The organism is Streptomyces sp. NPDC057616 (genome assembly GCF_042800575.1).
Lineage (GTDB): Bacteria > Actinomycetota > Actinomycetes > Streptomycetales > Streptomycetaceae > Streptomyces.
In genome coordinates, this window is the sequence record NZ_JBHVGU010000002.1 from 242,992 (window position 1) to 259,365 (window position 16,374).

Here is a 16,374-nt window from a genome sequence, read left to right on the forward strand (position 1 = left end):
CCGGCGTCCCGCGGTGAGGACGCGGGGCGGGCGTCAGCCCACCTTCTCCAGCGTCGGCTCGCGCCGTTCCGTCACTTCGGGGCTGCGGGCCTTGAGGACCGCCCAGCCGATGCCGAGGGCGACCGCCCAGCCTGCCATCACGTAGAGGCAGATCCGGGAGTCGGCGTCGTAGGCGATCAGGCCGGTGACGAAGAGCAGGAACGCGATGGCGATGTACGAGCACACCGCGCCGCCCGGGGCCGGGAAGGACGAGGCGGGCAGCCGGCCCGCGTCGACCGCGCGGCGGTAGAGGACATGGCTGACCAGGATCATCAGCCAGGTCCAGATGCCGGCCGCGGTGGCCACCGAGGTGACGTAGCCGAAGGCCTTCTCCGGGACCACGTAGTTCAGGACCACGCCGATGCCCATGAAGAGCACCGAGACGGTGATGCCGAGCGCCGGGGTCTTGGAGGCGGACAGCCTGCTGAAGACCTTCGGAGCCTCGCCGTTGTCGGCCAGGTTCCGCAGCATGCGGCCCGTGGAGTACATGCCGGAGTTGCAGGAGGACAGGGCCGCGGTCAGCACGACGAAGTTGACGATGCCCGCGCCGGCCGGGATGCCGATCACCGCGAACGCCTTCACGAAGGGGCTGACGCCCTCCGCGAACTCGGTCCACTTCACGACGCACAGGATGACGGTGAGGGCGCCCACGTAGAACAGCGCGATGCGCCAGGGCAGGGTGTTGATCGCCTTGGGGAGGGTCTTCTCCGGGTTCTCGGACTCGCCGGCCGTGACGCCGACCAGCTCGACGGCGAGGTAGGCGAACATGACGCCCTGGAGCGTCATCAGGGACGAGCCGATGCCCTTGGGGAAGAAGCCGTCGAACTGCCAGAGGTTGGCCACGGAGGCGGTGTCGCCGGCGGCGCTGAAGCCGAAGGTGAGCACGCCGAGACCGATGACGATCATGCCGATCAGCGCGGTGACCTTGACCATCGAGAACCAGAACTCCAGCTCGCCGAAGAGCTTCACGGAGATCAGGTTGACCCCGAACAGCACCACCAGGAAGACCAGGGCGGTGGTCCACTGGGGGACGGACGGGAACCAGTAGTTGACGTAGATCGCGGCGGCCGTCAGCTCGGCCATGCCGGTCACCACCCACATCAGCCAGTACGTCCAGGCGGTGAAGTAGCCGAAGAACGGGCCGAGGAACTCGCGGGAGTACTCCGCGAAGGAGCCCGAGACCGGGCGGTACAGGAGCAGCTCGCCGAGTGCCCGCATGATGAAGAAGATGATCACGCCCGCGAGGGCGTACATGAAGATGAGGCTGGGACCGGCCTTGGCGATGTTCGCCCCGGCTCCCAGGAAGAGGCCGACGCCGACGGCGCCGCCGATGGCGATCATCTGGACCTGGCGGCTGCCGAGTCCACGCTCGTACCCCTCTTCGGCCCGCTGCGGGGCCTCCTCGTGCTCGACCTGAGCGGAGGTCATGTGTGGTGCGCCTTTCTCCATGCCGACCCGGGCCTCTCGTCGGCCTCGGATCGGGTCTCGATCCCCCCGGATTGATGGAGCTGGGCGGGTTTCGCGGACCCGTCCGTGCCTGGCCGGCGATCCGCCGGCTCGGTGGCGCACCCGGCTGAACATGGGTGGTGTTCGCCGGGCGGTCGTGAAGATTTATCACGGCCGCAACAGTGATCATCGCTGTGACATGTGGCGCAGCACACAGGAAGAAGCGGACAAAGGTCGCCTGGCGGAGCATAGGAGGCCGCCGCGGTGACGTGATCGTTATCCGGATTTGAGCGTCCTCTGAGCGAACGCCGGATCGCCGCGAATCAGGACATCAGCGTCGAGACGAGCGTCTCCTGGAGGCCGCCGAGCCACAGGTACGCCATCACCATCGGCTTGCGCGGGTCCTCGTCGGGGAGCCGGTAGAGGAGGTCGGTGTCGTCCTCGTCGGTGATCTCCAGCCGGGAGCCGATCGCCAGGCGCAGGTCGTTGAGGGAGCTCAGCCACTGCCGGGACTCCTCGCCCGACAGCGTGAGGACCGCCCCGCCGTCGGCCGCCGGTGTCAGCGCGTCCAGGGAGCGGACGACCGCGAGCGCGTTCTCGCGCTTGCCGGCACGCAGGTCGTTCTCGGTGTAGCGGCGGAACTCGGCGGAGTACGCCCGCTGCTCCTCCGCGTCCTGCGGCCGGGCGGGCGGGCCGTCCGGATCGGTGTAGGCGTCCGGGAAGAGGCGCCGCAGCACCGGGTCCGCGGGGGGCTCGCTGGGGCCCTCGGCGAAGAGCTCGGCCAGCGGGTCGTCGGGCGCGTCCTCACCGGGGCCGGGTCCGACCAGCTCCAGGAGCTGCACGGCCAGCGACCGGATGATGGAGATCTCGACGTCGTCGAGGGCGACGGCCGCGCCGCCGCCGGGGAGCGGTTCGAAGTGTCCTGGCATGAAGTCGGTTCGCTACTTCCGGTCCTGCTGGAGGGTGGCCCACAGACCGTAGCCGTGCATGGCCTGCACGTCGCGTTCCATCTCCTCGCGAGAGCCGCTGGAGACGACCGCCCGGCCCTTGTGGTGGACGTCGAGCATGAGCTTGGTGGCCTTGTCCTTCGAGTAGCCGAAGTACGTCTGGAAGACGTACGTCACGTAGCTCATGAGGTTGACCGGGTCGTTGTGGACGATCGTGACCCAGGGGACGTCCGGCTCGGGTACGGCGGAGACCTCCTCCGCCGATTCGGTCCGTTCGATCTCAAGGGGAGCGGGTGACGTCACAGTGCCCATGCTGCCATGGCCCCCACAAATCGTCACACTGACGCGAAGTGGGGTAGCATCTGTTGCCATGAACACAGCGGACCTTGGGCTGCCGGTGGACGTTCCCTCGACGGCGCTCTTCACGGACCAGTACGAGCTCACGATGCTGCAGGCCGCCCTCAAGGCCGGCACCGCCGAGCGGCGCAGCGTCTTCGAGGTCTTCACCCGGCGGCTGCCCGACGGACGGCGCTACGGCGTCGTCGCGGGCACCGGACGCGTCCTGGACGCCGTCGAGAACTTCCGCTTCGACGCGGGCGTCCTCGGCTTCCTCGAGGAGCGGAACATCGTCGACGAGGCGACGCTCGAGTGGCTGGCCGGCTACCGGTTCGGCGGCGACGTGTGGGGCTATCCCGAGGGCGAGGTCTACTTCCCGGGGTCGCCGATCATGCGCGTCGAGGGCTCGTTCGCCGAGTGCGTGCTGCTGGAGACCGTGATCCTGTCGATCCTCAACCACGACTCCGCGATCGCCGCGGCCGCCTCCCGGATGTCCTCGGCCGCGGGCACCCGCCCGCTGATCGAGATGGGCGCCCGCCGCACCCACGAGCTGGCCGCCGTGGCCGCCTCGCGCGCCGCGTACGTCGGCGGGTTCGCCTCCACCTCCGACCTGGCGGCCGGCTTCCGCTACAACATCCCGACCGTGGGCACCTCCGCGCACGCCTTCACCCTGCTCCACGACCACGAGCGGGACGCCTTCCGGGCCCAGGTCGACTCGCTCGGGCGGGGCACCACCCTGCTCGTGGACACCTACGACGTCGCCGAGGCCGTCCGCCTGGCCGTCGAGATCGCCGGGCCCGAGCTGGGCGCCGTACGCATCGACTCCGGCGACCTGCTGCTGGTCGCGCACCGGGTGCGCCAGCAGCTGGACGAGCTGGGCGCCCGCGACACGAAGATCATCGTGACCTCGGACCTGGACGAGTACGCCATCGCCTCGCTGGCGGCGGCGCCGGTGGACGCGTACGGCGTCGGCACCCAGCTGGTGACCGGGTCCGGGCACCCGACGGCCTCGATGGTCTACAAGCTGGTCGCCCGCGCCGAGTCCGACGACCCGAAGGCGCCGCTGGTGCCGGTGGCCAAGAAGTCCAGCGGCGGCAAGACCTCCGTCGGCGGCCGCAAGTGGGCGGCGCGGCGGCTGGACGCGGACGGGGTCGCGGAGGCCGAGGTCGTGGGCACGGGGAGCGTGCCGGCCGAGCTCGCCGACCGGCAGCTGCTGGTCGAGCTGATCAAGGGCGGTGACGTGGTCTTCCGCGAGCCGCTGGACGTCGTACGCGACCGGCACGTGACCGCGCTGGCCGGTCTGCCGCTCTCCGCCACCCAGCTCTCGCGCGGGGACGCGGTGATTCCGACGGAGTACGTGACCCGCGGCTCGGGTAGCTGACAGCCAGTGACCGAAGGGGGGTGGCCGGGCGTGCACCCCCCGCGCCCTCTCCCGCACCGCCCGTGAAGTCTCTAGGCTCGAACCTCACACACAGTCGAAGGACACCCGCATGCGCCGCGCCTTGATCGTCGTCGACGTACAGAACGACTTCTGCGAGGGGGGCAGCCTCGCCGTGGCCGGGGGTGCCGACGTGGCCGCCGCCGTGACCGAGCTGATCGGGCAGGCGGCCGGCTCCGGCTACCAGCACGTGGTGGCCACCCGCGACCACCACATCGCCCCCGGCGGCCATTTCGCCGACAACCCCGACTTCGTCCACTCCTGGCCCGCGCACTGCGTCGCGGGCACCGAGGGGGTCGGCTTCCACCCGAACTTCGCGCCCGCCGTCGTCTCCGGCGCCATCGACGCCGTCTTCGACAAGGGGGCGTACGCGGCGGCCTACAGCGGCTTCGAGGGGGCCGACGAGAACGGCGTCAAGCTCGCCGACTGGCTGCGCGCCCGCGACGTCACCGAGGTGGACGTCGTCGGGATCGCCACCGACCACTGCGTGCGCGCCACCGCGCTGGACGGGGTGCGGGAGGGCTTCCGTACGCAGGTCCTGCTCGAGCTGACCGCCGGGGTGGCCGCGGAGACCACCGAGCGGGCGCTCGAGGAGATGCGCGAGGCGGGCGTGGAGCTCTCCGGGAAGCCCGTCGTCGCCTAGGGCCGGGCCGGGGCCCCGTAGGGGCCGGCCGACGGGGCGGGGGCCGTGGGGCGCCGCAGGAGGGCCCTGATGGGGTGCCACAGCTCCTGGGGCAGCTCGGGTCCGGGCACGACACCGTTGTCAGGGGCGGTTCGCCATATCAGGCCGTCGGGATGGTGCAGGACCGCGGTGATCTCGTCCGGGGTGGGCGGGGCGGCGTTGCCGCGCAGATAGACCGCCCGCATGCCGAGGTTGCGCAGCCTGGTCAGGGCGCGCGCCCGGTTGCGGGCGTGGACGAGGACACGGACGCAGTCCGTGCCGTCGGTGGCGGGTCTGGGCAGGTTCAGAGCCACCACCACGCTGCCGGTCGGCAGCTTGCAGAAACCTCCTGCGGCCATGCAGGTCACACCCCCGTGCGAGTCGGTGTCAATAAGCGAAGCACAGGACGCACCTAAACACGATCGGCGGCAACCCGCCAGGGGGTTGCCGCCGATACGCTTCTGACCTGCGGTAATACCGACTACTTCGCCGCGGGGCCGACCTCGACCTTGATCGTCGAGCCGTCCTTGGCCTCGCGGACGATCTTGATCTTGGTGTTGGTGTCAGTGATCTTGACGCCACCCGTCGGGTTCGACGCGTCGTAGTAGGTGCTGGCGTGGTCGTCGAAGACCGGCACGCCGGCCGAGCCCTTGATCTTGGTCGCCACATCCGCGCTGTGCAGCGTGATGCCGTCGGTCGGGTACCGGCTGAACGGCGAGTCGTAGGCCTGGATGCGGTTGCGCATCACCGTGCCGTTGGACCACTTCAGCGGCTTCGCGTGCGAGTCGACCGGAAGGATCAGGCCGGTGCCCGGGTGCTGGGTGGTGTTGTTGTCCTGCTGGGAGGTGTCCCACTTCCAGATCAACAGGCCGTTCTGGTACGGGTAGTGCTCCACCCAGTCCGGACGGGTCGTCGAGAAGCCGAAGTTGTACGGGCCGGTCTTCAGCGTCTTGTCGTACGACACGTACTGGCGGTTCTCGGCGATGTAGTACTGCTTGTAGTCCTTGGTGAAGGACGCGCCGATGCGCGAGAAGCCGTTCGCGGTCCAACCCGCGTCCGCCGCCTCGGCGTTGTCGGAGAAGACCGCCGCGCCGTCCGCGGTCACCGTGATCTCGTCGGCCGCGAAGCCCTTCTGCGCCACACCGCCGTCGGTCTGGTAGCGGAAACGCAGCTGGACCTTCTGGCCCGCGTAGGCGTCGAGCGGGTACGAGAGCTTCTTGTACGCGTCGGTCGTGCCGGTGAGCGCGGGCTTGTCGCTGCCGTCGCGCGGGATGGCCTGGCCGTCCACCGTGCCGTCCAGGGCGGTCCAGTTGGCGCCGCCGTCCGTCGACACCTCGGCGTAGAGGTAGTCGTAGCCCGCCTCGATGTCGTACCAGCCGTCGAGCGAGAGGGTGGCCGACTTCTTGCCGGTCAGGTCGACCTCACGGGTCAGCGTGTTCTTCAGGTCGTTGCCGCTGCCGCTCCACCACTGGGTCGAGCCCTGCGCCGGCGCGACGACCTCGGTGGTGACCGCCTTGTCGGGCAGCGAGACCACCAGGGCCTGCTTGTTCTTGGTGTTGTACTCGGCGACGCCCAGCGTCTGCTTGGCCTTCTTGCCGGCCTTCGCCGTGCCGTAGTTGAGCCAGCCGAGCTGGAGCTTGTCCCAGGCGTTCATGTCGCCCGGCAGGTCGCCGATGGCCTGCTTGCCGGTGCCGAGCCAGGAGCCGGAGGACATCAGGGTCCAGAAACCGGTGGAGTTGTCCCCGCCGTTGGTGTCGTACTCGTCCGGCAGGCCGAGGTCGTGGCCGTACTCGTGGGCGTAGACGCCCAGTCCGCCGTTCTCCGGCTGCATCGTGTAGTCGCCGACCCAGATGCCGGTGTTACCGACCTGGGTGCCGCCGAGCTTGTTGCTGTCGGGACCGGTGGCGCCGGCGTCGGTGCCGAAGGCGTACCAGCGGTGCGCCCAGATCGCGTCGGTGCCCTGCGCGCCGCCGCCCGCGGACTCGTCCTCGCCGGCGTGCACGATCTGGAAGTGGTCGATGTAGCCGTCGGGCTCGTTGAAGTTGCCGTCGCCGTCGTAGTCGTAGCGGTCCCACTGGTCGTACTGGGCGAGGTCCGCCTTGATGGCGGCGTCCGACTTGCCGGCCGCCTTCTGGTCGGCGACCCAGGCGTCCAGGCCGTCGCGCACCAGGTTCCAGGCGGTGGAGCAGGTGGTGGAGCCGCAGGCGTTGTTGCCGTAACGGGCCTCGTTGTAGGGGACCTTGACCCAGTCGCTGACCTCGCCGTTGACCGAGTAGCGGCCGGAGGACTGCTTCTCGTAGTACTTCTTCAGCGACTCGGTCTTGTTGCCGGTGCCGAAGTAGAGGTCCTGGAAGTGCTTCTGGTTGTAGTCCGCCTGCCAGGCCGTGGAGTTGTCCTTGGCGCGGTCGGGCGCGGCTATCTGGTTGTGCAGGGGGCCGGCGGTGCCGCCGTACTTCGGGTCCGTCTTGTCGCCGAACTCCGCCAGGATGGTGAAGATCTTGTCGGTCTTCTCCCGGCCCAGCTCGACGTACTTGCTGTCGCCCTTGCGGCTCTTGAGCTGGACGACCTGCGAACCGTGGCGGTCCTTGACCTGGGTCCGGCCGGATATGACCTCGCTCAGCGCCTCCTGGCGCTGGGCCTCCTGGGTCTTGGAGAGCGGACCGTCGAGGTTGTGCTCCTGCAGGGCGGCGACCGCGGCCGGGTCGTGGCGGTCGACGGTGGCGGACTTGGCCGGTTCGGCCGCCTGCGCCATGGCGAACGTCGAGAAGGTGGCGGTGGCCGCCGCGAGCGCTACCCCTATTGCGGTCGCTCTGAACGTCCAAGGTCTATGGGTCACTTGAGTTCCTCTTGGTCAAGGTGGCCAGTCAAGTGACGCAATTTGACTAGAGGTCGGTAAGAAAAGACAGACCTTGACTTGAACAGGACAAGTGCACTATGCGGAAGGGGCGTCCGCTTTGCGAACGCCCCGACCGGCGCGTTCGCCCGTCCATGTGGTGGACGCCATGACTCCGTGCGCCCCCTGTGCACCGGCACTGTTGGTTAGGTCACGCTTACTGTTCGTTCCACTCGGGCACACACGCGATTAGAGTCGGTTGGCGGACAGCCTTGAAAACGGCGGAAAGCCAGGCCGACACCCCCGTGGACCCCCACTTCCGAGGACACGATTGCCATGCCTCGTCCGACGCCCGCCCAGCTCGTCTACGGTTCGTGCACCGTGATCTTCTCGACGCTCGCCATGCTGCTGCTGTCGCAGACGAGTTCGGGCGTGGGGATCGCCGTCATCGCCGTCGCCGCACTCGCCCTCGGCCTGCTGGTCGCCATGACGGTGCCACTGCCCAGGTCCAGGGTGGTCGCGGTGGAGCGGCCGGCCGAGCAGGAGACGCCCGTACCGGCCGCGGTCGGCACGGCGGCGTCCCGGCAGGTCCACGAACGCGCCGCCTCCTGACGCCGCCCCGGCCGGAGCCGCCGCGCGCCCGCGTCAACGGACGCTGACCACCACCGTCTTGGCGGCCTTGTCGTGCAGGCCCATCTTGTAGGGCCGGTCGAAGAAGCTCCAGCCGCCGCAGATCGCGGTCCAGATGCAGGCGCAGCAGAAGGCGAACGGGAGCCACAGCACGGCCGCGCGGGCCAGCGAGGTCTGCACGGACGGCGTGGAGCCGTCGTTGAGGTTGGCGACCCGCATGTTCAGCCACTTCTTGCCGAGCGTCTGTCCCGACTTGCTGATCAGATACGTGTCGTAGGCGATGTAGAGGACGGCCGCGACGACGGACTGCGCGAAGGACTTGCCGTACTCGATGTTGTTGCCGTTCACGCTGTACTCGTGCACGCCCATCGGCCAGGTCAGCAGCCACACGACGATGCCGACCAGGATCATGTCGACGATCCGGGCCAGCGTGCGCTTGCCGCTTTCGGCGAGCGGGGGCATGCCGGCGAGCGGGTCGTTGGGGTAGGCGCCACCGCCGTGGGGGTCACCGGCGGTGTACGGGCCGCCGCCGTAGGGCGGAGGCTGCTGGCCCGGCGGCGGCTGCTGATAGGGCGGCGGCTGCCCGCCCGGGGGAGGCTGCCCGCCCGGGGGAGGCTGCCCGCCCGGGGGAGGCTGTCCGCCGCCTCCCGGGGCGTCGTACGGTGAGCCCGACCCCTGGCCGGGCGGGGGCTGCTTCCTGAACGGATCGTCGTCCGGCGGCTGTCCGGAGCCCGGGGGCGGTTCGGTGCTCATGGCCCGAGTGGACCGCGAACGTCCGCCCCCCGCATCCGGCGAACGGCCGTCCGGAGTACCGAATCAGCTGACGCGTACGCCGTATGCCGTCATCCCGCGACGAACGTACCCGCCGCCTTGTCGTGCCAGCACTGGCGCCAGGGGCGGTCGAACAGGCACCAGGCCACGCCCACGACACCCACCACGAGCAGACCCGGCACGCTGTACACCAGCCAGCGGCGCAGCGCCGCGCCGAACGACGGGGGCTCGTGCCCCTCGATGTCGCGCACCTGGACCCCGAGCAGCTTCTTGCCCAGGGTGCGGCCCCATCTGGCGGTCGGCAGCGCCTCGTAGAGGACACCGAACAGGAGCAGTACGGCGAGCACGACGCCCAGGTACACCGAGGTCGTGCCGTCCAGCAGCCATACGGTCACGGCCTGGCCGGAGAGCTTGGCCGCGTCGATCTTCTCGTCGACGTGGTCGAGCGCCTTGGTGCCCAGCGGTACGGCGGCCACGGCCGTGACGCCGAGGAGGACGACGGTGTCCAGCAGCCGGGCGGCCAGCCGCCTGCCGAGGGAGGCGGGGCGGGCCGCGGACTGCCGGCGGGCGGCGGCCGTGAAGACGTCCTCAACCGGCGGCTTCCACGGGGCGACCGGCTGCTCCTCCTCGGCGCCGGCGAGCCGGTGCACCTGCTGCGCCCAGGAGGACTGGCCGCCGCCGGGGCCGCTGGTCATGGGAGCCGGCGCGGGCTGCCCCAAGGGCGCCTGCGCGGCGGGAGGTTGGGAGACCGCCGGCTGCCCGGTCGCGGCGGGCCGGGCGCCGCCGGACTGCGGCGGCACCGTCGGGGCGGCCTGCTGGGGGCCGGAGAACCCGGGCTGCGCGGGCGGTGCGGCGGAGGGCTGCGCCGTGGCGGCCCGCTCGGCCGCCGCCTTGCCCGCGCCGAAACCGGGCTTCTGCGCATCCGCGGCCTGCGCCCCGCCCTGCGCTCCCGTGCGCGGGGCCACCGCGCGGAAGGTCATGGTGCCCTCGTCGCCCACGGGGCCGCCGGGGCCGGGGATGCCGGGAGCGGCCGCGCCCTTGGCTCCCGCGGCGCCCGTCCCCGCGGCCGGCCCGGTCGGCCGGCGGAAGACGAACGTGCCGCCGGAGTCCACGTCGCCGCCGCCCTGGTCGGCCGGCGGGATGGTCGCCGTGCCGTCCGTGCGGGCGGCGTGGCCGTCCGGCTGGGACGGCGGGGACTGCTGGGACGGCGGAGTGGCGGGCACGCGCGGGTCGGCGGCCGGCGGGGAGCCCCACGACACCCGGCGGTCCTGGTCGCCGCCGAAGCCGGACTGGCGGGCGGCGTCGGCGCCCCAGGCGGAGGCCGGTTCGGGACGGGCGCCGTGCTGGGCCTCGGCCGGGGACGGGCCGGGCTCGGGGTCCTCGTCGAAGAAGTGCGGTCCCGTCTCCTCCACCGGAGCCGGGTGCGCACCGGGCGGCGGCGCGAGCGACTCGCCGTCCGCCGGCGCCGGACGGCTGGTGCCCGGAACCCAGGCCGCGCCGTTCCAGTACCGGACATATCCAGGAATGGACGGATCCGGGTAATACCCCTCGCGGGGCCTGTTGTCACCGGGGGCCGGGGTTGGGGCACTCATGTCCGTCGTCCCGTATCTGCTCGGGGGTGTGTATGGGGGGTCCACATCTATCAGACCCGCTGCTCCCCCACCGCCAGTCCCGCCGGACCCACCCCTTTCCGGGCAACCCCGTGCACGGCCTTCACAGACCCGGAAAAAAGTTCCGGCAACCCGCGTAATGATCCGGCGGCCGCCCCCTCTCTCCTCGTACGGGCCCACCGCGGGGCCCGTACACCTGCCCGAGAGAGGAACCGCACGCCATGCACTACACCGTGGTGGAACGCGAACTGGAGCTCAGACTGATCCTGTCCCCGGGGCGCAGCGTCCCGGTCCCGGCCCGGCTGAGCTACCGCACCGACGACCCGTACGCCGTCCACGTCACCTTCCACATCAACTCCGAGAGCCCCGTGTTCTGGACCTTCTCCCGCGACCTGCTGGTGGAGGGGGTGTTCCGGCCGTGCGGAACCGGGGACGTGCGGGTGTGGCCGGCCAAGTCGGACGGCCGCAGCGTCGTCCTGATGGCGCTGAGTTCACCCGACGGTGACGCCCTGCTGGAGGCACCGGCCGCCCAGGTCTCGGCCTGGCTGGAGCGGACGCTGCGGGTGGTGCCCCCGGGGACTGAGGGCGAGCAGCTGGGGATCGACGACGCGCTCGATCAGCTGCTCGCCCAGTGACGCCTGCGGGGCCGGATCAGAACAGCTTGCCCGGGTTCAGGATGTCCAGCGGATCGAAGACCCGCTTGATCTGCCGCTGCATCTCCACCCCCACCGGGCCGATCTCGCGCGCCAGCCACTCCTTCTTCAGAACGCCCACGCCGTGCTCCCCGGTGATCGTGCCGCCGAGCTCCAGACCGAGGGCCATGATCTCGTCGAAGGACTCGCGGGCGCGCCGGGACTCCTCGGGGTCGGCCGCGTCGAAGCAGACCGTCGGGTGCGTGTTGCCGTCGCCCGCGTGCGCGACGACCCCGATGGTCAGCTGGTACTTCTCGGCGATCCGCTCGGTGCCCTCGAGCATGTCGGCGAGCCGGGACCGGGGCACGCACACGTCGTCGATCATCGTGGTGCCGCTGACGGCCTCCAGCGCGGTGAGCGACAACCGCCGCGCCTGGAGCAGCAGTTCGGACTCGGCGAAGTCGTCGGCGGGGACGACCTGGGTGGCGCCCGCCGCCTCGCACAGCTCGCCGACGGCGGCCAGGTCGGCGGCCGGGTCGGGGGTGTCGAAGGCGGCGAGCAGCAGGGCCTCGGTGGTCTCCGGCAGGCCCATCTGCGCCATGTCGTTGACCGCCTTGACCGTCGTGCGGTCCATGAGCTCCAGCAGGGACGGCACATGGCCGCCCGCCATGATCCGGCACACCGCGTCGCAGGCGGCGGCCGCCGACGCGAACTCGGCCGCCAGCACCAGCTGCTGCGGCGGCTGCGGCCTGAGCGCCAGGATGGCCCGGACGACGATGCCCAGCGAGCCCTCGGAGCCGACGAAGAGACGGGTGAGGTCGTAGCCGGCGACGCCCTTGGCCGTACGGCGGCCGGTGGACATCAGCCGTCCGTCGGCCAGCACCACCTCCAGGCCGAGCACGTACTCGGCGGTGACCCCGTACTTCACGCAGCACAGGCCGCCCGAGGCCGTCCCGATGTTGCCGCCGATGGTGCACATCTCCCAGCTGGAGGGGTCCGGCGGGTAGTACAGGCCGTGCTCGCCGACCGCGCGGGACAGGACGGCGTTGATGACGCCCGGCTCCACCACGGCGATGCGGTCGACCGGGTTGATCTCGAGGATCCTGTCCATCTTCGTCAGCGACAGCACGATGCAGCCGTCGGAGGCGTTGGCGCCGCCCGACAGCCCGGTGCGGGCGCCCTGCGGAACGACCGGCACGCGCAGCTCGGTGGCGACGCGCATCACGTGCTGCACCTGCTCGACCGTGCGCGGCAGCACGACCACCGCCGGGGCGCCGGCCGGGCAGAAGCTGGCCATGTCGTTGGCGTAGGAGACCGTGATGTCCGGGTCGGTCAGGACGGCCTCGGCGGGCAGACCGGCCAGGAGCCGGTCGACGAGGTTTCCGTTCACAGCTGTGTCCTCATCGCGACGCGCTTCGATACGGCTCATGATCACAGGTTCGCACCCGGGGCCATCGGTGTGAACCCCGTCCACGGCACTGGACGTAAGCCGTGAGGTGTTCGTCGTACTGACGCACAGTGATCGCCATGGAGAAGCAAGCGGAGGCCGCCGGCCGGGCGCGGGGCGGAAGAGGCCGGCGGGTGCTGGTCGCCGCCGTCATGGGGTGCGCCGTGCTCGGCGGGACGCTGACCCTGTGGCCCTGGCAGCGGTCCGCCGAGCGCCCGCCGGCCGCGCCGGCGCCGGGCGCGCAGGCGCTGACGGCGGTCACCGCGGGCGTGCCGGCCGGGCTGCCCGAGCTGGCGACGCTGATCGGCGAGCGCGAGGCCCTGCTGCGCACGCATCCCCGGGACGCGCGGTCGTGGGCGGTGCTCGGCGCGGCCTACGTCGAGCAGGGGCGGCGCACGGCGGACGCCGGGAACTACCCGCGCGCCGAGAAGGCCCTGCGCACCTCGCTGGCCGTGCTGCCGCGGAACCCGGCCGCGCTGGACGGCCTGGCGGTCCTGGCGAACGCGCGCCGCGACTTCCGGTCGGCGCGGTCCTGGGGCGAGGCGGCGCTGAAGCTCGACGCGAAGCGCTGGACGGCGTATCCGCCGCTGATCGACGCCTACACCGGGCTCGGGGACTACAAGGCGGCCAAGCGGACGCTGGACCGGCTGCTGGACCTGCACACCGGGGCGGCGGTGCAGGGGGTCGCCGCGGCCGTCTACCGCGACCGGGGCTATCGCGAGGACGCGGCGGCCGCCCTCTCGGACGCGGCGGCGGCCGCGGCCCAGCCCGCCGAGCAGGCGGCGTATCTGGAGCGGGCCGGGCAGCTGGCCTGGGAGCGCGGGGATCTGGACGAGGCCCTGCGGCGCTTCCAGGCGGCGGTGCGCCTCGACCCGGACCAGCGGGCGGCGCAGGCCGGGCAGGGGCGGACGCTGGCCGCGCTGGGCCGCACGACGGAGGCGCTGAACGCCTACCGGGTGGCGCTCGACAAGCAGCCGTGTCCTCAGTACGCCCTGGAACTGGGCGAGTTGTACGAGTCGCTGGGGCTGGAGCAGGCGGCCCGGGTGGAGTACGACCTGCTGCGCACCCGGGCGGCGGACGACGCGGCGGGCGGGATGGACGACGAGCTGGTGCTCGGGATCTTCGAGGCCGACCACGGGGACGCGCAGGTGGCCGTGCGCCGGCTGCGCGCGGAGTGGCAGCGGCAGCCGGGGATCGACGTGGCCGACGCGCTGGGGTGGGCGCTGCACCGGGCCGGCGACGACAAGCAGGCGCTGAAGTTCGCCACGATCGCGACGGACCGGGCGCACGGGGGCGGCGTCCGCAGTGCGCCGTACTCCTACCACCGGGGCATGATCGAGCAGGCGCTGGACCTGTCCGCGCCCGCGCGGCGGCACCTTCAGGAGGCGCTGCGCATCAACCCGTACTTCTCGCCGCTCGCCGTGCCGCAGGCCCGGCAGGCGCTCGCCGTGCTCGGTGCGCCGCCCGACGAGCCGGTGCCCACGCGGACGCCGGGCAAGGACGACGAGGACGGCAAGGCGCCGCGGCGGACCCGTTGAGTCAGACCGCGGCGGTGCCGATCAGGGCGTTGCGGGTGACGAGCGCGGCCAGCTGCTCCTCCCCCAGGCCGTCCGTGCCCTCCGGGCGGCGCGGCAGGACCATGTAGCGGGTCTCGGCGCTGGAGTCCCACACCGTGATCTCCGTGTCCGCGGGCAGCTCGACGCCGAACTCGGCCAGCACGGCCCGGGGTTCGCGCACCACACGGGAGCGGTAGGCCTCGGACTTGTACCAGCTCGGGGACGGGCCGAGCAGTCGCAGCGGGTAGCAGGAGCAGAGGGTGCAGACGATGACGTTGTGCGTCGTCCGCGTGTTCTCGACGACCCGCAGGCGCTGGTACGAGCCCTCCATGAAGCCGAGTTCGCGCACGGCCGCGGTGCCGTCCGCGAGCAGACGCGCCCTGAACTCCGGGTCGGTCCAGGCCCGGGCGACGACCCGCGCACCGTTCGCGGGCGACGCCCCGGACAGCGAGGCGTCGATGACCTCGTCGAGCCGGGCGCCGGAGAGCACGCCCTTCTCCTCCAGCAGCGTCTCCAGCCGCCGCACCCGCCGCGCGATCGTCGCGTCCGCGTGGTCACCGCTCATCGGCCGCATCCTCTTCGTCGGCTTCCAGATAGCTTTCCCACAGATCCAGTACGACGTGGTGGTCGCCCTCGCCCCACAGGTCGCGGGCCGCGAACCGGACGGCGTAGATCTGCTCGACGGGCGCGTCCCCGCGGCCCTGCGCGCTGACGTCGGCGAGTTCGGCCGGGCCCTCCGGCTCGACGACGACGCCCCGCTTGCCGCGGGCGTAGCGCGGCAGGCGGGTGTGGTGCGGCGGGTCGTGGCGGTAGGTGCGAACGGCCGTGCCCGGCGGGAAGCGGTCAGTCATCGAGTTCACCCGGCCTGAGCACGCCCTTGCGCTCCAGCAGCGTGCGCACGGCGAGGAACCAGCGCTCGTAGTACGACGTCGAGAGGTACTCCGACGGCGGCATCGACTCGATCGCGTCCCGGAACTCGTTGGTGTTGAAGATCCCCTGGGCGCGCAGGGCGTTGACGAGCCCGACCACGCGCGCCTCCCAGTCCGCGTGGAAGGGTTCCGCGTCCTCGCTGATGTCGATCGCGCCGAAGCCCTGGAAGCCGCCCACGTCGTTGATCCTGGCCATGCGGCAAGCCTACGGCCGGGCCGCCGCGGCGTCGTCCTTGACGAGGATCGAGAAACGGCGCGAGCCCACCGCCCCCGACGCCAGGCCGAAGTAGACCTTCGGGTCGGCGCCGCCGCGCACGGCCACGCCCTCCGGCTCGCGGTGGCTGAGCTGGTACCCGGCGACGGTGCGCTCCTGCTGGAGGAGCTCGCCGCCGGACAGGGAGACGCTGGAGAGGTAGGCGTTGCCGCGCCCCGCCGCCGGGTTGGTCCGCGCGTCGTAGGCCGAGCCGGCGACCTGGTAGATGACGTCGCCGTGCAGGGCGTACCCCTGGAACGGGACGGCCGGGTCGGGGTGCGCGCCCACCTGGGCGATGTCGGTGACCGGGTCGGTGTAATGGCCGGCCACGAAGGCGTCGAGGGCCCAGACGCGGTAGCGCGGCCGGTTGGCCTTGTCGCGGTAGCGGACGGCGATGCGCCCGGACGTCATGCACACCGACGGCTGGTTGTTGATCGAGTCCGGCACCGGGTGGCGGACGGCGACCTGCGAACGGGTGCGCACGGCACCGTTCCTGAAGTGGAAGCGGGCGACGCCCTGGCCGAAGCCGTTCGCGGCGTCGGCCTCGGTCCAGATCCAGGTGCTGCCGTCCTTGGCGTCGCGCTGGACGCCGATGCTGACGCCGTGGCCGAACCGTCTGAGATACATGTGGCCGAGCAACCGGCCTGTGTAGTCGAGCTGGTTGAGGCACAGGTCGCCGGCGGCGTGACCGGTGGCGGTGACCTGGAGGACGTAGAGGCGCTCGGCCGGCTCGTCGAAGGCGAACGACTGGAGCACCGTCGGCTCCTTGAGCGTGGCCTTCTGCCAGAGCCAGCGCCTGGACGGCACGGCGAGGTTGATCGCAGCGGACACCGGTCCCCCCACTGT

General features: G+C 71.6%; 17 protein-coding genes. 5 read left to right on the forward strand and 12 right to left on the reverse strand.

Going from position 1 to position 16,374, the window contains the following annotated elements; all coding sequences use genetic code 11:
- Positions 1–33: 33 nt before the first annotated feature.
- From ACFU97_RS02955 to clpS, 3 genes are all read right to left on the reverse strand, one after another.
- Entirely contained in the window at positions 34–1,467 is a 1,434-nt protein-coding gene (locus ACFU97_RS02955) for an amino acid permease (RefSeq protein ID WP_384250014.1), read from the reverse strand.
- Positions 1,468–1,808: 341 nt separating this feature from the next.
- Positions 1,809–2,414: a DUF2017 domain-containing protein gene (locus ACFU97_RS02960; protein WP_384250017.1), complete on the reverse strand. Its 606-nt coding sequence runs from the start codon at positions 2,412–2,414 to the stop codon at positions 1,809–1,811.
- A gap of 12 nt (positions 2,415–2,426) precedes the next feature.
- Positions 2,427–2,744, reverse strand: coding sequence for an ATP-dependent Clp protease adapter ClpS (gene clpS, locus ACFU97_RS02965; protein WP_384250019.1), 318 nt, complete (start codon positions 2,742–2,744; stop codon positions 2,427–2,429).
- Positions 2,745–2,802: 58 nt separating this feature from the next.
- On the opposite strand from clpS, the gene ACFU97_RS02970 reads away from it, so the two are divergent.
- On the forward strand, positions 2,803–4,149 hold the full coding sequence (locus ACFU97_RS02970; RefSeq protein ID WP_384250021.1) for a nicotinate phosphoribosyltransferase: 1,347 nt from the start codon (positions 2,803–2,805) through the stop codon (positions 4,147–4,149).
- A gap of 109 nt (positions 4,150–4,258) precedes the next feature.
- Positions 4,259–4,849 (forward strand): isochorismatase family protein, encoded by a 591-nt coding sequence (locus ACFU97_RS02975; RefSeq protein ID WP_384250024.1) that lies wholly within the window; start codon positions 4,259–4,261, stop codon positions 4,847–4,849.
- Here ACFU97_RS02975 and ACFU97_RS02980 read toward each other — a convergent pair.
- Positions 4,846–5,226: a hypothetical protein gene (locus ACFU97_RS02980; protein WP_384250026.1), complete on the reverse strand. Its 381-nt coding sequence runs from the start codon at positions 5,224–5,226 to the stop codon at positions 4,846–4,848. The genes ACFU97_RS02975 and ACFU97_RS02980 overlap by 4 nt on opposite strands.
- A gap of 122 nt (positions 5,227–5,348) precedes the next feature.
- Positions 5,349–7,703, reverse strand: a complete 2,355-nt coding sequence (locus ACFU97_RS02985; RefSeq protein ID WP_384250028.1) for an immune inhibitor A domain-containing protein — start codon at positions 7,701–7,703, stop codon at positions 5,349–5,351.
- A 333-nt stretch (positions 7,704–8,036) separates the two neighbouring features.
- On the opposite strand from ACFU97_RS02985, the gene ACFU97_RS02990 reads away from it, so the two are divergent.
- The gene (locus tag ACFU97_RS02990) at positions 8,037–8,312 is read left to right on the forward strand and encodes a hypothetical protein (RefSeq protein WP_384250031.1); all 276 of its coding nucleotides are present in this window, start codon (positions 8,037–8,039) and stop codon (positions 8,310–8,312) included.
- A 33-nt stretch (positions 8,313–8,345) separates the two neighbouring features.
- On the opposite strand, the gene ACFU97_RS02995 is transcribed toward ACFU97_RS02990, so the two are convergent.
- Positions 8,346–9,083 carry an RDD family protein gene (locus tag ACFU97_RS02995; RefSeq protein ID WP_384250033.1) on the reverse strand — a complete coding sequence of 246 codons (738 nt, stop codon included), beginning with the start codon at positions 9,081–9,083 and terminating at the stop codon, positions 8,346–8,348.
- An 89-nt stretch (positions 9,084–9,172) separates the two neighbouring features.
- A complete protein-coding gene (locus ACFU97_RS03000; protein WP_384250036.1) occupies positions 9,173–10,693 on the reverse strand; it encodes an RDD family protein in 1,521 nt (506 codons plus the stop codon).
- Between the two features lie 239 nt (positions 10,694–10,932).
- On the opposite strand from ACFU97_RS03000, the gene ACFU97_RS03005 reads away from it, so the two are divergent.
- Positions 10,933–11,346, forward strand: coding sequence for an SsgA family sporulation/cell division regulator (locus tag ACFU97_RS03005; protein ID WP_384250039.1), 414 nt, complete (start codon positions 10,933–10,935; stop codon positions 11,344–11,346).
- Positions 11,347–11,362: 16 nt separating this feature from the next.
- Here ACFU97_RS03005 and ACFU97_RS03010 read toward each other — a convergent pair whose 3' ends face one another.
- Entirely contained in the window at positions 11,363–12,778 is a 1,416-nt protein-coding gene (locus ACFU97_RS03010) for an FAD-binding oxidoreductase (RefSeq protein ID WP_384250042.1), read from the reverse strand.
- Positions 12,779–12,870: 92 nt separating this feature from the next.
- Between ACFU97_RS03010 and ACFU97_RS03015 the strand changes: the two genes are divergently transcribed.
- Complete coding sequence (locus tag ACFU97_RS03015) at positions 12,871–14,328, forward strand: tetratricopeptide repeat protein (protein WP_384250045.1); 1,458 nt, start codon at positions 12,871–12,873, stop codon at positions 14,326–14,328.
- 1 nt (position 14,329) lies between these two features.
- Here the strand turns inward: ACFU97_RS03015 and nthA are convergent, their stop codons facing one another.
- From nthA to ACFU97_RS03035, 4 genes are read right to left on the reverse strand one after another with little or no spacing between them, the layout of a single operon-like run.
- The gene (nthA, locus tag ACFU97_RS03020; protein WP_384250048.1) at positions 14,330–14,911 is read right to left on the reverse strand and encodes a nitrile hydratase subunit alpha; all 582 of its coding nucleotides are present in this window, start codon (positions 14,909–14,911) and stop codon (positions 14,330–14,332) included.
- Positions 14,901–15,197: an SH3-like domain-containing protein gene (locus ACFU97_RS03025; protein ID WP_384250051.1), complete on the reverse strand. Its 297-nt coding sequence runs from the start codon at positions 15,195–15,197 to the stop codon at positions 14,901–14,903. The genes nthA and ACFU97_RS03025 overlap by 11 nt, the downstream gene beginning before the upstream one ends.
- Positions 15,190–15,471 (reverse strand): hypothetical protein, encoded by a 282-nt coding sequence (locus ACFU97_RS03030; protein WP_384250054.1) that lies wholly within the window; start codon positions 15,469–15,471, stop codon positions 15,190–15,192. Before ACFU97_RS03030 ends, ACFU97_RS03025 begins: the two co-directional genes overlap by 8 nt.
- A gap of 9 nt (positions 15,472–15,480) precedes the next feature.
- Positions 15,481–16,359, reverse strand: coding sequence for a Teichoic acid biosynthesis protein C (Precursor) (locus ACFU97_RS03035; RefSeq protein WP_384250057.1), 879 nt, complete (start codon positions 16,357–16,359; stop codon positions 15,481–15,483).
- Positions 16,360–16,374: the final 15 nt, after the last annotated feature.

Excerpts from the sequence above, each read along its gene's own strand:
- ACFU97_RS02955 (WP_384250014.1), bottom strand. The coding sequence starts at position 1,467 with ATGACCTCCGCTCAGGTCGAGCACGAGGAGGCCCCGCAGCGGGCCGAA.
- ACFU97_RS02960 (WP_384250017.1), bottom strand. The coding sequence starts at position 2,414 with ATGCCAGGACACTTCGAACCGCTCCCCGGCGGCGGCGCGGCCGTCGCC.
- clpS (WP_384250019.1), bottom strand. The coding sequence starts at position 2,744 with ATGGGCACTGTGACGTCACCCGCTCCCCTTGAGATCGAACGGACCGAA.
- ACFU97_RS02970 (WP_384250021.1), top strand. The coding sequence starts at position 2,803 with ATGAACACAGCGGACCTTGGGCTGCCGGTGGACGTTCCCTCGACGGCG.
- ACFU97_RS02975 (WP_384250024.1), top strand. The coding sequence starts at position 4,259 with ATGCGCCGCGCCTTGATCGTCGTCGACGTACAGAACGACTTCTGCGAG.
- ACFU97_RS02980 (WP_384250026.1), bottom strand. The coding sequence starts at position 5,226 with ATGGCCGCAGGAGGTTTCTGCAAGCTGCCGACCGGCAGCGTGGTGGTG.
- ACFU97_RS02990 (WP_384250031.1), top strand. The coding sequence starts at position 8,037 with ATGCCTCGTCCGACGCCCGCCCAGCTCGTCTACGGTTCGTGCACCGTG.
- ACFU97_RS02995 (WP_384250033.1), bottom strand. The coding sequence starts at position 9,083 with ATGAGCACCGAACCGCCCCCGGGCTCCGGACAGCCGCCGGACGACGAT.
- ACFU97_RS03000 (WP_384250036.1), bottom strand. The coding sequence starts at position 10,693 with ATGAGTGCCCCAACCCCGGCCCCCGGTGACAACAGGCCCCGCGAGGGG.
- ACFU97_RS03005 (WP_384250039.1), top strand. The coding sequence starts at position 10,933 with ATGCACTACACCGTGGTGGAACGCGAACTGGAGCTCAGACTGATCCTG.
- ACFU97_RS03015 (WP_384250045.1), top strand. The coding sequence starts at position 12,871 with ATGGAGAAGCAAGCGGAGGCCGCCGGCCGGGCGCGGGGCGGAAGAGGC.
- nthA (WP_384250048.1), bottom strand. The coding sequence starts at position 14,911 with ATGAGCGGTGACCACGCGGACGCGACGATCGCGCGGCGGGTGCGGCGG.
- ACFU97_RS03025 (WP_384250051.1), bottom strand. The coding sequence starts at position 15,197 with ATGACTGACCGCTTCCCGCCGGGCACGGCCGTTCGCACCTACCGCCAC.
- ACFU97_RS03030 (WP_384250054.1), bottom strand. The coding sequence starts at position 15,471 with ATGGCCAGGATCAACGACGTGGGCGGCTTCCAGGGCTTCGGCGCGATC.